The sequence below is a fragment of the Streptomyces katrae genome (assembly GCF_000966975.1).
GTDB classification, from domain to species: domain Bacteria; phylum Actinomycetota; class Actinomycetes; order Streptomycetales; family Streptomycetaceae; genus Streptomyces; species Streptomyces katrae.
The window spans coordinates 1-13,586 of the sequence record NZ_JZWV01000572.1; the positions used below are offsets into that span (position 1 = coordinate 1).

At 73.7% G+C, this 13,586-nt stretch carries 9 protein-coding genes and 1 pseudogene; 6 read left to right on the top strand and 4 right to left on the bottom strand.

Going from position 1 to position 13,586, the window contains the following annotated elements:
• The coding region (locus VR44_RS20715; RefSeq protein ID WP_245692049.1) for a bifunctional 4-hydroxy-2-oxoglutarate aldolase/2-dehydro-3-deoxy-phosphogluconate aldolase at positions 1 to 525 on the bottom strand (525 nt) is incomplete at its 3' end.
• Positions 526 to 734: 209 nt separating this feature from the next.
• On the opposite strand from VR44_RS20715, the pseudogene VR44_RS20720 reads away from it, so the two are divergent.
• Both VR44_RS20720 and VR44_RS20725 read left to right on the top strand, forming a co-directional pair.
• Positions 735 to 2,443 (top strand): annotated as a pseudogene (locus VR44_RS20720) (sigma-70 family RNA polymerase sigma factor).
• Between the two features lie 107 nt (positions 2,444 to 2,550).
• Positions 2,551 to 4,998 (top strand): DEAD/DEAH box helicase, encoded by a 2,448-nt coding sequence (locus VR44_RS20725; protein WP_094191791.1) that lies wholly within the window; start codon positions 2,551 to 2,553, stop codon positions 4,996 to 4,998.
• A gap of 16 nt (positions 4,999 to 5,014) precedes the next feature.
• Here VR44_RS20725 and gad read toward each other — a convergent pair whose 3' ends face one another.
• Positions 5,015 to 6,406: a glutamate decarboxylase gene (gene gad / locus VR44_RS20730; protein ID WP_045949049.1), complete on the bottom strand. Its 1,392-nt coding sequence runs from the start codon at positions 6,404 to 6,406 to the stop codon at positions 5,015 to 5,017.
• 297 nt (positions 6,407 to 6,703) lie between these two features.
• Here gad and melC1 point away from each other — a divergent pair, with 297 nt between their 5' ends.
• Together melC1 and melC2 are read left to right on the top strand one after the other, a co-directional pair.
• The gene (gene melC1, locus VR44_RS20735; RefSeq protein WP_045949050.1) at positions 6,704 to 7,099 is read left to right on the top strand and encodes an apotyrosinase chaperone MelC1; all 396 of its coding nucleotides are present in this window, start codon (positions 6,704 to 6,706) and stop codon (positions 7,097 to 7,099) included.
• Between the two features lies 1 nt (position 7,100).
• Entirely contained in the window at positions 7,101 to 7,949 is an 849-nt protein-coding gene (gene melC2, locus VR44_RS20740) for a tyrosinase MelC2 (protein WP_045949051.1), read from the top strand.
• Here melC2 and VR44_RS20745 read toward each other — a convergent pair.
• Together VR44_RS20745 and VR44_RS20750 are read right to left on the bottom strand one after the other, a co-directional pair.
• On the bottom strand, positions 7,904 to 8,605 hold the full coding sequence (locus VR44_RS20745) for a response regulator (protein ID WP_045949056.1): 702 nt from the start codon (positions 8,603 to 8,605) through the stop codon (positions 7,904 to 7,906). The genes melC2 and VR44_RS20745 overlap by 46 nt on opposite strands.
• Positions 8,602 to 10,254 (bottom strand): sensor histidine kinase, encoded by a 1,653-nt coding sequence (locus VR44_RS20750; protein ID WP_094191792.1) that lies wholly within the window; start codon positions 10,252 to 10,254, stop codon positions 8,602 to 8,604. Before VR44_RS20750 ends, VR44_RS20745 begins: the two co-directional genes overlap by 4 nt.
• A 156-nt stretch (positions 10,255 to 10,410) precedes the next feature.
• On the opposite strand from VR44_RS20750, the gene VR44_RS20755 reads away from it, so the two are divergent.
• Both VR44_RS20755 and VR44_RS20760 read left to right on the top strand, forming a co-directional pair.
• Positions 10,411 to 11,778 (top strand): cation:dicarboxylate symporter family transporter, encoded by a 1,368-nt coding sequence (locus VR44_RS20755; RefSeq protein WP_045949052.1) that lies wholly within the window; start codon positions 10,411 to 10,413, stop codon positions 11,776 to 11,778.
• A gap of 337 nt (positions 11,779 to 12,115) precedes the next feature.
• The coding region (locus VR44_RS20760; RefSeq protein ID WP_045949053.1) for a S8 family peptidase at positions 12,116 to 13,586 on the top strand (1,471 nt) is incomplete at its 3' end.

Genomic DNA, 13,586 nt, shown 5'->3' on the forward strand with positions numbered 1-13,586 from the left:
GCCCGCGGCGAGCCAGGTGCGGACCTCGTCCGGCGTGATGCCGCCGGTCGGTATCAGGAGGGCGCCGGGGAGGACGGCGCGCAGGGAGCGGATGAACCGCGGGCCGCCCACGTGGGCCGGGAAGACCTTCGCCGCGCCCGAGTGCCGGACGGCGGCGGCGATCTCGCCGGGGGTGCAGCCGCCCTCGATGAAGGCCGCCCCGCGCCGCGCGGCGACCTCGCGGACCTCGGGGGCGGGGTACGGGGACACCAGGAAGCCCGCCCCGGCGTCGAGGGCCGCTTCGGCGTCGGCCGCGGTGGTGACGGTGCCCACGCCGATCAGCGCGGGGCGGCCCGGCGCGTCGGCGAGGGCGGTCGTGCGGGCCACGGCCCCGGCCCAGCCCGGGACGGAGGTGGTGAGCTCCACCGCGCGGCAGCCCGCGGCGAGGAGGGTCCGGGTGGTGCGGACGGCCTCTTCGGCGTCGGCGCTGCGCAGCACCGGGAGCAGACGCTGGGCGGCCAGGACTTCGTACGGACGCAGGGACACGGGCGGGCCCTCCCCGGACGTTCCCCGCGGGGAACTCGGCATCGTGCACGGGAACTTATTGGTCCAGACCTTACACATCCCAGGGCCGGTCGACGCCGAAGATCCTCCTTCGGATAAAAACTTCTTCGGAAAAACGTTATCGGGGTCCCCTTCGACGGTCTCCCAGTTGTCGGACATCATCGACCGCCGGTACGGACAGGGAAGTTCACATGAGTACTCAGCACACGGCAGAGCTGGTGGCAGCGGCCCGCGCGGGCGATCCCCGCGCGCAGGACGAGCTCGTCGGCACCCACCTGCCGCTCGTCTACAACATCGTCGGCCGGGCCCTGAACGGCTCCTGCGACGTGGACGACGTCGTGCAGGACACCATGCTGCGGGCGCTCGACGGGCTGGCCGGTCTGCGCTCGGACGAGAACTTCCGGTCGTGGCTGGTGGCGATCACCATGAACCGGATACGGGCCCACTGGGAGTCCCGCAGCGGTGTTCCGGGGGCCAGCGGTCTGGAGGCGGCCCAGGACGTGGCCGACCCGGGCGCCGACTTCGCCGACCTCACGGTGGTCAAGCTGCAGCTGTCGGGGCAGCGCCGGGAGACGGCCCGTGCCACGCGCTGGCTGGAGCCCGACGACCGGGCGCTGCTGTCGCTGTGGTGGCTGGAGTGCGCCGGTGAGCTGACCCGGGCCGACGTGGCCTCCGCGCTGGAGCTGACCCCGCAGCACACGGCGGTGCGGGTGCAGCGGATGAAGGCGCAGCTGGAGTCGGCGCGGGTGGTGGAGCGGGCGCTGGAGGCGCAGCCGCCGTGCGAGCAGATCCAGGCGATGACGGGCACCTGGGACGGCCGGCCCTCGCCGCTGTGGCGCAAGCGCATCGCCCGGCACGCCCGGGAGTGCCTGCGCTGCTCCGGGCTGTGGAACGGGCTGATGCCGGCGGAGGGGCTGCTGGCCGGACTGGCGCTGGTTCCGGTGGCCGCGGCACTGGTGGCGGGCGTACGGGCCGCGGCGACGGCGAACACCGCCCCGGTGGCCTTCGCCGACGCGGCGACGCAGCTGAGCCCGGTGGTCTCCGGCCCCGGCCGGGCGGCCCGGCGCAAGGGCGCGGACACCGGCCCGGGCGACCCGTCCGGCGGCCGCGGTGCGCAGCGCAAGCGGCGCCAGAACCGCCGTCGGGCGATCGGCGGTGCGGTGATCGCCGCGTGCGTGGCGGGCGGCGGCCTGGTCTACCTGACGATGCCCGGCGAGAAGGGTGCCGAGGCGGGCGGCGCCACCCCCGCCTCGCCGCTGGCCGGGGCGGCGCCACCCGCGCCTCGCCGCTGGCCGCGCTCTCCGCGCCGGACACGGCCTCGCCGCAGCCCTCTGGCTCCGCCTCCGCCTCGCCCTCCGGTTCGGCCTCGCCCTCCCCCTCCGCCTCGGCTTCCGCTTCGGCCTCGCCGTCGCCGTCGTCGAGCAGCTCCAAGGCCTCGGACCCACAGCCGGAGCCGTCCCGGAGCAACCCGCCGAAGCCCGCGCCGCCCGCGCCGGCGCCCGCCCCGGCGGGGGTGGTCGGGCAGGTGATCGCCCTGATCGCCCTGGTCAACTCCGAGCGGGCGGCGGCCGGCTGCGGCCCGCTCAAGGAGGACGCGCAGCTGGACAGGGCCGCGCAGGGCCACTCCGACGACATGGCGCGGCGGGGCTTCTTCGACCACACCAACCCGGACGGAGCGGACCCGGGCGACCGGACGACGGCCGCCGGGTACCGCTGGTCCACTTACGGGGAGAACATCGCCAAGGGGCAGCAGACGGCCCAGGACGTGATGGACTCGTGGATGAAGAGCCCCGGTCACCGGGCGAACATCCTGAACTGCTCCTTCAAGGACATCGGTGTCGGGATGCACCCCGGCGCCGGCGGCCCGTGGTGGACCCAGAACTTCGGCGCCCGCGGCTGACGGCTCCCGCCCCGCGCCCCGCGCGTCCTGCTGTTTGACTCAGAATCCGGGCAAGATAGAGGCTGGAGACCGAGCAGCAGATCAGCGAAGCGGGCGGGGTGAGGTGCGTGCCGAGGAAGGAGCTGCGGCCCCATCAGCGCGAGGCCGTCGACGCGGTCGTGCGCGCCCTCCAGCTGCCCGCCGACGGCCGCGTGCCCGCGCGGGGCCTGCGGACCCAGGTGATCATGGCCACGGGGTCCGGGAAGTCCCTGGTCGCCGTCCGATCCGCCGAGGAGCTGCGGGCCGGCCGGGTGCTGGTCCTGGTGCCCTCCCTCGACCTCCTCGTGCAGACCGTCGCCGCCTGGCGGGAGGGGGGCCGCACCGGGCGGGCCCTGGCGGTGTGCTCGCTGCGCGGAGAGGACGTGGGGGTGCCCACCACCACCGATCCGCGCGTCCTGTCCCGCTGGGCGGCCCGGCCGCTGGAGCGGGTGACGGTGTTCGCCACGTACGCGTCGCTGGGCCTGGGCACCATCGAGCGGGCGCACCTGGCCGGGCTGCCGTCCTGGGACCTGATCGTGGTGGACGAGGCGCACCGGACCTCGGGCCGGATCGGCAAGCCCTGGGCGGTGGTGCACGACAACCTGCGGATCCCCTCCCTGCGGCGGCTGTACATGACGGCCACGCCCCGGGTGTGGCGTGACGGCGAGGAGGTCGACGAGGAGGAAGAGGAGCAGGGCGGCGGCCGGGAGCCCCGCGGGCGGGGCGAGCTGGTCGCCTCGATGGAGGACGACCCGGAGGGGCCGTTCGGCTCCCGCTGCCACACCCTGTCGCTGTCCGAGGCGATCGACCGGGGCATCTGTGCCCCGTACCGGGTGGTCTGCGTGGACGTCAGCGATCCCGGGTTCCAGTCGGCGGTGCTGCTGGGGGCGGACGGCCGGTCGGACCGGGTGCGCGGGATGCGGCTCGCGGCGCTGCAGGCGGCGCTGGTGAAGGCCGCGGCGGACCAGGGCTTCCGGCGCACGCTGGTGTTCCATCACCTCACGAAGGAGGCGGAGGCCTTCGCGGCGGGGCTGCCCGCGGTCGCGGCCCGGCTGCGGACGGCGAGCCGCAGCCCGAAGCCGGTGTACCCGCGGACGGTGTGGGCGGACTGGCTGTGCGGTCAGCACACGGCGGCCCACCGGCGGCGGGTGCTGGACGCGTTCGCCGCGGACCGGGTCGCGGACAAGGCCTTCCTCGGGAGCGTCCGGGTGCTGGGCGAGGGGGTGGACACCAAGGAGTGCGACTCCGTCTTCTGGGCCGACGTCCGCGGTTCCATGCCGGACCTGGTGCAGGCGGTCGGGCGGGCGCTGCGGATCCGGCCGGGCGAGGGGAAGGTGGCCTCGCTGGTGGTGCCGGTGCTGCTGGGGCCGGGCGAGTCGCCGGAGTCGATGCTGACCTCGCGGGCGTACGGGGACCTCGCGCGGCTCCTGGAGGCGCTGCGGGCCCACGATTCACGGCTGGTGGAGGCCCTGGCGCAGCCGCAGGTCCCGAGCTCGGCGGCGAAGGCCCCGGCGGCGGCCGCGACGGCGGCCGGGCCCGGTGCGGGGGCGCGGGCCCTGCTGAGCTTCTCCACGCCCCGCGACCCGGCGCTGCTGGCGGCCTTCATCCGGCTGCGGGTGCTCAACCCGGAGCACACGCGGTGGCGGCGCGGGGTGGAGGCGGCCCGGGTCTACGCGGAGACGGCCGGGGACCTGAAGGTGCCGTTCGCGTTCCGGGTTCCGGCGGACCGCGAGGAGTGGCCGCCCGCCCTGGCGGGGTTCCCGCTGGGCCAGTGGATCGCGGACGCGCGGCGCACCTACCGGCGGGGCGCGCTGGGCCGGGAGCGGATGCGGGAGCTGGACGAACTCGGCATGGTGTGGAGCCACTTCGACGTGGCCTTCGAGGAGGGGCTCGCGGCGGCCCGTGCCTGGGCGGCCGAGCACGGGCACCTGCTGCCCCCGGTGGACGCCACCTGGCACGGGGTGCCGGTCGGGGTGTGGATGAAGAACAACCGGGCCGCCGCCCGCCGGGAGGGTCCGGGCGCTCTGCCGCAGGAACGCCGGGACGCCCTGGAGGAGATCGACCCGGCCTGGTGCCCGGCCTGGGACATCGGCTGGCAGCGGGGTTTCCAGCTGACCCGGGCCCATCTGGACGCGGGGGGCGCGATGCCCTCCGGTCCGGGTGAGGTGGTGGTCCAGGGCGAGGACCTGGGACTGTGGGTGCGGGCCCAGCGGCTGGGCTGGGAGCGGCTCGCCTGGGCGCAGCGGTGGCTGCTGGAGCACGCGCTGGGGCTGTCCCCCGCCGCCGAGGAGGAACGGCCGCCGCCGCGGCGCAGCCATGCCGACGCCTGGGCCGGGCACCTGGAGGCGGCCCGGCGCTTCCACGCCCGCGAGGGGCACCTGCGGGTGCCGCGGACCCATGTGGAGCGGGTCGGCGGGCAGGAGCTGCGGCTGGGCTCGTGGATCGCCAACCAGCGCGCCCGGGCGGCGGGCCTGGCCCCGGAACGGGTGGCCGCGCTGACGGCCCTGGGGATGCGCTGGCCGGCGTCTTCGGGCTGAGGGGTGCGGCGGCCGGTCAGTGGTGGAAGCCGGACCGGCTGGGGGTGGCGGGGGTGAGCTGCGGGACGGCCCTCAGGTGGTCCACGGCCCGGCGCATGTCCTCGACGAGCAGGGCGATCTGGTCGCGGGTCACCCCGTGCCGGATCAGGACGCGCTGGATGACGGTCTCCTGGCGGTCGGCCGGGAGCGGGTACGAGGGCACCTGCCAGCCGCGCATCCGCAGCCGGTCGGAGAGGTCGTAGAGGCTGAACCCGGCTCCGCCGGGGTCGGTGAGGGTGTAGGAGACGGCGGGCAGCGCTCCGCGGCCGTCGTAGAGCAGGGTGAAGGGGCCCAGCCCGGCGATCTCGCCGGCCAGGTACCGGGCGGTGTCGGCGCAGGCCTGCTGGACGCGGCGGTAGCCGGCCCGGCCCAGGCGCAGGAAGAGGTAGTACTGGGCGATGACCTCTCCGCCGGGGCGGGAGAAGTTGAGGGCGAAGGTGGGCATGTCGCCGCCCAGGTAGTCCACGTCGAAGACCAGCTCGGCGGGGAGCAGGTCGGCGGTGCGCCACACGATCCAGCCGACGCCCAGCGGCGCGAGCCCGTACTTGTGGCCGGAGGTGTTGACCGAGGCCACGCGCGGCAGGCGGAAGTCCCAGACCACGTCGGGGTGGAGGAAGGGGGCGACGAACCCGCCGCTGGCGGCGTCGACGTGGACGGGGACGTCCCAGCCGTGTTCCTCCTGGATCCGGTCGAGGGCGGCGGCGATCTCGGCGACGGGTTCGTAGTCGCAGGTGTAGGTGACGCCGAGGATGGCGACGACGCCGATGGTGTTCTCGTCCACGTGGGCGGCGAGCTGGTGGGGGCGCAGTCCGGTGGCGCCGGGTTCCAGGGGGATCTGGCGGAGTTCGACGTCGAAGTAGCGGGCGAACTTCTCCCAGCAGATCTGAACGGGGCCGCAGACCAGGTTGGGGCGGTCGGCGGGTTTGCCCTCGGCCTCGCGGCGGGCCCGCCAGCGCCATTTGAGGGCGAGTCCGCCGAGCATGGCGGCCTCACTGGAGCCGGTGGTGGAGCAGCCGGTGCCGGTGGTGCCGGCCGGGGCGTTCCAGAGGTCGGCCAGGATGTTGACGCAGCGGGCCTCGATCTCGGCGGTCTGCGGGTACTCGTCCTTGTCGATCATGTTCTTGTCGAGGCACTCGTTCATCAGCCGGTGCACGCCGTCGTCCGACCAGGTGGTGCAGAAGGTGGCGAGGTTCTGGGCGGCGTTGCCGTCGAGGAGGAGCTCGTTGTGGAGGAGCGAGTAGACCACTTCGGAGGACGAGTGGTCCTCGGGCATCCGGTACTTGGGGAGGACCTGGCCGCTCAGGGCGGACGCGAAGACGTCCGTGGCGGCGTCCTCGGCGCGCGTGTCCTTCGTCTGATGGAGAGCCATATACGGACTATAAGCCGTAGATGACGCCAAATCGGACTTCAGGGGACCTTGAGGGCTGATCGTGAATGGCGGATTCCGGCACCGCTTCCGGCCGACTCCGGAGCGTGACCCCCTCCACATGCATACCGTCGGACCGCAAAACTTACCGTCGGGTAGCATTTCCACCACAGATCTTCCCGTCCGGGCCACTGGAGCCGGTCCGGACGGGAAGATCATTTAATTTGTTCTACATAGAACTTATCCGCTGATGTCCGGATTCCGGCCAACTGCCCTCCGGCCGCTGGTAGTTCTTCGGCCATGAACAAGATCACCCGCCGGCAGGCCCTGGGCACCACCGCCGGCGCTCTCACCGTCCTCGGCATCGCAGGCGCCACCGCGCACGCCGCCGCCACCGACTCGCGCGCCGCCGCCACCACCCCGGCCGGCACGGTCGACGAGGTGTACATGGGCCGCCGCATCCAGATATCCCCCGCCTCGGGCGGCGGGCACCACGGCGGCCACCACGGCGGTGCCGGCATGCCCAGCGTCCGGATCGACGGCCGCGAGCTGCACGTGATGCAGAACGCCGACGGCACCTGGATCAGCGTGGTCAACCACTACGAGACGTATGCCGACCCGACCTCGCTGGCCCGGGCCGCCGTGCGCGAGCTCCAGGGCTCCCAGCTGGCCCCGATGCAGATGGGCGGCATGTGAGATGACCGTCCGCAAGAACCAGGCGACGCTGACCGCCGAGGAGAAGCGCGCCTTCACCAACGCGCTGCTCGAACTGAAGCGCACCGGCCGCTACGACCACTTCGTGACGACCCACAACGGGTTCATCATGAGCGACACCGACTCGGGCGACCGCGTCGGCCACCGCTCCCCGTCCTTCCTGCCCTGGCACCGCCGCTTTCTCCTCGATTTCGAGGCGGCTCTCCAGTCGGTGGACAAGAGCGTTTCGCTCCCGTACTGGGACTGGACGGCCGACCGCACCGCCCGTTCCTCCCTCTGGGCCGCCGACTTCCTCGGCGGCACCGGCCGGGCCCGCGACGGACAGGTGATGGACGGACCGTTCGCATACGCGACGGGCAAGTGGGAGATCACGGTCCGCGTGGACGGCCGCCCCTACCTGCGCCGCGCGCTCGGCGAGGGCGTGGCGCAGCTGCCGACGCGCGCCGAGGTGGACGCGGTGCTCGCCATGCCGGTCTACGACATGGCCCCCTGGAACAGCTCCTCGGGCGGCTTCCGCAACAACCTGGAGGGCTGGCGGGGCGCCAACCTGCACAACCGGGTGCACGTGTGGGTCGGCGGCCAGATGGGCACCGGGGTCTCCCCCAACGACCCGGTGTTCTGGATGCACCACGCCTTCGTGGACAAGCTGTGGTCGGACTGGCAGGCGAAGCACCCGAACTCTCCGTACCTGCCGGCGGCCGGCACCCCGAACGTCGTCGACCTGCGCGACACCATGCGCCCCTGGAACGACGTGACCCCGGCCGACATGCTCGACCACCGCACGTTCTACTCCTTCGACACCGAGCCCGCCTCCGCCGCCCGCCAGCGGTAGTGCAGCTCGGGGCGGCCGACCTGGCCGTACCGGGGGGCACGGTCCGCACGGCCGGTGTCCACCAGGTGCTCCAGGTACCGGCGGGCGGTGATCCGCGAGATCCCGGCCGCCCCGGCCGCCCCCGCGGCCGTCAGCCCCTCGGCCGCCTCCCGCAGCAGCGCCGCGACCCGGTCCAGGGTCGGGGCGCTGAGCCCTTTCGGCAGCTGGGCGGCGGCGGGCGCGCGCAGTGCGGCGAGCGCCCGGTCGACGTCGTCCTGGCCCACGGCCTCGCCGGCCGCCGCCCGGAACTCGGCGTAGCGCAGCAGCCGTTCGCGCAGCGTGGGGAAGGCGAAGGGCTTCAGCACGTACTGGACGACGCCCAGGGAGACGCTCTCGCGGACCACGGCCAGGTCGCGCGCCGAGGTCACCGCGATCACGTCGGCCGGATGCCCGGAGGCGCGCAGCGCGCGGGCGAAGCGCAGCCCGTTGCCGTCGGGCAGGGTGAGGTCGAGGAGCAGCAGGTCGACCGGGGTGCGCTCCAGCACCCGGGTGGCCTCCGCGAGGGTGTGGACGGCCGCCACGGCGGTGAACCCGGGCACCCGGCCCACGTAGAGCGCGTGCGCGTCGGCGGCGACGGGGTCGTCCTCGACGACGAGGACCCGCACGGGCGCACTCACGCGCCACCCCCTGCGGCGGGCCGCCCGGGGAGCGGGCACCGCGCCGCCCGGGCGGCGGTACGGCCCGGGCCAGCCCGCTCCGGCACGCCGTGCGGCCCCGCCCCTTCCGCCGGAGTCACCGGCAGGCGGGCCGTGAAGGCCGCGCCGCCCTCGGGGGTGTCCCCGGCCTCCACCGTGCCGCCGTGCCGGTGGGCCACCTGGCGGACCAGGGCCAGGCCCAGGCCGCGGCCCTCCCCCTTGCCGGACCAGCCGCGCCGGAAGACGTCCACCCCCTCCGGCAGCCCGGGCCCGTTGTCCGCGACCCGCAGCAGCAGCCCGTCCGCGTCCCGGCGGACGGTGACGGCGATCCGCCCGCCCGGCACCCCGGTGAGGGCGTCGAGGGCGTTGTCGACGAGGTTGCCGAGGACGGTGACCAGGTCCCGGGCCGGCGGCAGTCCCGGCCCGGCGTCGATCGCGCCGCTGTCCGGGGTGACGTGCAGCTCGATGCCCCGCTCGTGCGCCTGGGCGGCCTTGCCCAGCAGCAGGGCGACCAGCACCGGCTCGCCGACGGCGGTGACCACCTCGTCGGTCAGGGCCTGGGCGAGCTCCAGTTCGGCGGTGGCGAACTCCACCGCCTCCTCGCTGCGGCCCAGTTCGATGAGGGAGACCACGGTGTGCAGCCGGTTGGCCGCCTCGTGGGCCTGGGAGCGCAGCGCCTGGGTGAAGCCGCGCTCGTGGTCCAGTTCCCCGGTGAGGGCCAGGAGTTCGGTGTGGTCCCGCAGGGTGACCACGGTCCCGCGGCGGCCGCCGCCCGCCACCGGCGAGCTGTTGACCACCAGCACCCGCTCCCCGGTGAGGTGCACCTCGTCCACCCGGGGCCGGTCGGCGAGCAGGGCCCCGGTGAGCGGGGCGGGCAGCCCGAGGGCGTCCGCGCCGGTACCGGTGACCTCCCCGGACAGGCCCAGGAGTTCCCGGCCGGCGTCGTTGATCAGGGTGATCCTGCGGTGGCCGTCCAGCAGCAGCAGTCCCTCCCGGACCCCGTGCAGGGCCGCCTGGTGGTAGTCGTACATCCGGCTCAGCCCGGCGGCGTCCATCCCGTGGGTGTGGCGGCGCAGCCGGGCGTTGACCACGTACGTGCCCGCGCCGCCCAGCGCCAGCGCCCCCGCCGCCACCCAGGCGAGGACGGTCAGCTGCTGCGCGAGCCGGGCGCTGATGGCCCGGATCGTGATCCCGGCGCTGACCAGGCCGACGACCCTGCCTTCCGGCCCGGTGAGGGGGGTGATCACACGGATGGACGGGCCGAGGGTGCCGGTGTAGGTCTCGCCGAAGGTCTCGCCGCGCAGCGCCCGGGCGGTGTTGCCGAGGTAGCGCTCGCCGATCCGGCGCGGATCGGGATGGGTCCAGCGCCGCCCGTCGGGGGCCATGATCGTCACGAAGTCCACCTCCGCGTCCGCCCGCACCCGCTCGGCGTACGGCTGCAGGGCGGCCGAGGGGTCCGTCCCCGTGCGCGCCGCGTCCCGTACCGCCCCGAGCACGGACGGGGAGTCGGCGACGGCCCGGGCCACGGCCCCGGCCTGCCGCCGGGCGGCGTCCTCGGCCTGGCCGCGGGCGGTCGCGTACGCGAAGACCGCACAGCCGGCGACGACGAGGGCGACCAGCAGCACCTGCATGGCGAAGAGCTGGCCGGCCAGACTGCGCGGCGGGCGGACGAAGCGGAACATAGCGCTCAGTGTGCACCGGGCCATGAACTCAATGAACGCAAGGGTGACCGGGGTCACAGGGTGGGCGATGGTCTCCCGGAACGCATTCACCACCAGGAGACGAACGTGGCCGCCAGACGCGACAGAACCCATTACCTCTACATCGCGGTGATCGCCGCGGTGCTGCTCGGCATCGTCGTCGGCTTCGCCGCGCCCGGTACCGCGGTCGAGCTGAAGCCGCTGGGCACCGGCTTCGTCAACCTCATCAAGATGATGATCTCGCCGGTGATCTTCTGCACGATCGTGCTGGGGATCGGCTCCGTCCGCAAGGCCGCCAAGGTGGGCGCCGTCGGCGGTCTCGCCCTCGGGTACTTCATGGTGATGTCCACGGTCGCGCTGGCCATCGGGCTCGTCGTGGGGAACCTGCTGGAGCCGGGCAGCGGGCTGCACCTGACGGAGGCGGCCCGGCACGCCGGCGAGGCGCAGGCCAAGGCCGGCGGGGCGCAGAGCACGCCGGAGTTCCTGCTCGGGATCATCCCGACCACCCTGGTGTCGGCGTTCACCGGGGGCCAGGTGCTCCAGACGCTGCTGGTGGCGCTGCTGTGCGGGTTCGCGCTCCAGGCGATGGGCCCGGCGGGCGAGCCGGTGCTGCGCGGGATCGGACACGTGCAGAAGCTGGTGTTCCGGGTACTGGCGATGATCATGTGGGCGGCGCCGGTGGGCGCGTTCGGGGCGATCGCGGCGGTGGTCGGGGCGACCGGGATCGACGCGCTGAAGTCCCTGGCCGTCATCATGATCGGCTTCTACACCACCTGCCTGATCTTCGTCGTCGTGGTGCTGGGCACGCTGCTGCGGGTGTGCACGGGCGTCAGCATCTTCGCGCTGCTGCGGTACCTGGGACGGGAGTTCCTGCTGATCCTGTCCACCTCCTCCTCCGAGTCGGCGCTGCCGCGGCTGATCGCGAAGATGGAGCACCTGGGCGTCTCACGGCCGGTCACCGGCATCACCGTGCCCACGGGTTACTCCTTCAACCTGGACGGCACGGCCATCTACCTGACGATGTCCTCGCTGTTCGTCGCGGAGGCCATGGGCAAGCCGCTGGCCCTGGGCGAGCAGGTCTCGCTGCTGCTCTTCATGATCGTGGCCTCCAAGGGCGCGGCCGGGGTCACCGGTGCCGGACTGGCCACCCTCGCCGGGGGGCTCCAGTCGCACCGGCCGGAACTGGTGGACGGCGTGGGCCTGATCGTGGGCATCGACCGCTTCATGAGCGAGGCGCGGGCCCTGACGAACTTCGCGGGCAACGCGGTGGCGACGGTGCTCATCGGAACGTGGACCAAGGAGTTCGACCGCGAACGGGCGGCGGAGGTCCTCGCGGGACGGCTGCCCTTCGACGAGTCCGTACTCGTGGACGAGGGCCACGGCGCGGCCCCCGCCAACACCCCCGCCACCCTCCCCGGCCCCTCGGCGGGCCCCAAGGACGGTGTGCCGGCGTAACCGGCGCACCCCCGGATGCCGGCCGGACAGGGCTCGCCCCCACGGTGCCCAGCCCGGCCGGCCTCCGCGCTCCTGACCGAGCCGCTGCTCCTGGGGCTCGCCCTGCTCGCGGTGCGCGGCCGCATCAAACGCCGACGATGCCCGGTAAAGGGCCGATTTCAGCCATGTGATCTTCAACTCTGCTGCGCTGAAAGGTACTTCCCTCCGGGGCCGCGCGTCTGACATCTTGCGTCCACCACTCGTTTCGTACGACCCGGTAGGTGCCACCAGCACCGGAGCCGGGTCCTCGGAGGACGCTTTGATACCCCACATATCCAGTCGACCTCGACGTGCCCTGGTGGTGGCTGCCGCTCTCGGCGCGGCCCTCACCTTCGGAGCCCCTGCCGCGCTCGCCGGCACCGCTCCCGTCGGCCCCTCGGGCTCCGCCGTCGCGGTGGCCCCCAAGGCTCCCAAGGCTTCGGCCCCGGCTTCTTCCCAGAGTGCGACCTGGGTTGCCGGCACCCGTGCCTACCTCGTGATCACCGCCGCCGGCGACACCTCGGCGGTGCGTTCGGCCGTCACCGCCAACGGCGGCACGGTCTTCTCGTACTTCGACCAGATCGGCGTCGTCGTCGCCCACTCCGCCTCGGCCTCCTTCGCCGCCACGATGCGCGGGGTCAGCGGGGTCCAGCAGGTCGGCGCGACCCGCACCTCGGACGTGCCCGCCGACGCCTACAACCCGGCGCTGCCCGCCAACCCGGCGCAGGCCAGCACCCCGACGGGTGAGCCGGCGCGGGCCGACATGACCCAGATCAAGGCGGACCAGGCCTGGGCCGTCAACCCCGGCTCCGCCTCGGTCAAGGTCGGCATCCTGGACACCGGTGTGGACGACCAGCACCAGGACCTGGCGCCGAACTTCAACGCCGCGGACTCCGTCTCCTGCGCCTACGGCAAGCCCGACACCCGCGCCGGTGCCTGGCGTGACGTCGACACGCACGGCACGCACGTCGCGGGCACCATCGCCGCCGCCAAGAACGGCAAGGGCGTCGTCGGTGTGGCCCCGGGCGTGAAGATCTCCGCGGTCCGCGTCGCGGAGCCGGGGAACTCGTTCTTCTTCGCCGAGAACACCATCTGCGGGTTCGTGTGGGCCGGTGACCACGGCTTCAAGGTCACCAACAACAGCTATTACACCGACCCGTGGCAGTTCAACTGCCCGGACAACATCGACCAGGCGGCCATCATCGAGGGCGTCAAGCGCGCCCAGGAGTACGCCGAGGGCAAGGGCTCGCTCCAGATCGCGGCGGCGGGCAACGAGAACTACGACCTCGCCCACAAGAGCACCGACACGGCGAGCCCCAACGACTCCACGCCGGTCACCCGCACCATCACCAACGCCTGCCTGGACATCCCGACCGAGCTCCCGGGCGTGGTCACGGTCGCGGCGAACGGCACCGGCACCACCAAGGCCTCGTTCTCCAACTTCGGCCAGGGCGTCATCGACGTCGCGGCCCCGGGCCAGGACGTCTACTCCACGCTGCCCGGCGGCAAGTACGGCACCAAGAGCGGCACCTCGATGGCCACCCCGCACGTGGTGGGCGTCGCCGCGCTGATCGCGAGCGCCAACCCGGGCATCACCCCGGCGCAGATCCGCGACAAGCTGGCCGCCCAGGCCAACGACATCGCCTGCCCGGCCGACGGCCGCTGCACCGGTACGACGGCGAACAATTCCTTCTTCGGCGAGGGCCAGGTCGACGCCCTGAAGGCGGTGGGCGCCACCCCGCCGGCGGGCAAGTACTTCGAGAACACCGCGGACTTCGCCATCAACGACA

What these genes read in the sequence shown, in the direction of transcription:
- gad (WP_045949049.1), bottom strand. Translation starts at nt 6,406, where the DNA reads ATGGCTCTCCATCAGACGAAGGACACGCGCGCCGAGGACGCCGCCACG.
- VR44_RS20750 (WP_094191792.1), bottom strand. Translation starts at nt 10,254, where the DNA reads ATGCAGGTGCTGCTGGTCGCCCTCGTCGTCGCCGGCTGTGCGGTCTTC.
- melC1 (WP_045949050.1), top strand. Translation starts at nt 6,704, where the DNA reads ATGAACAAGATCACCCGCCGGCAGGCCCTGGGCACCACCGCCGGCGCT.
- melC2 (WP_045949051.1), top strand. Translation starts at nt 7,101, where the DNA reads ATGACCGTCCGCAAGAACCAGGCGACGCTGACCGCCGAGGAGAAGCGC.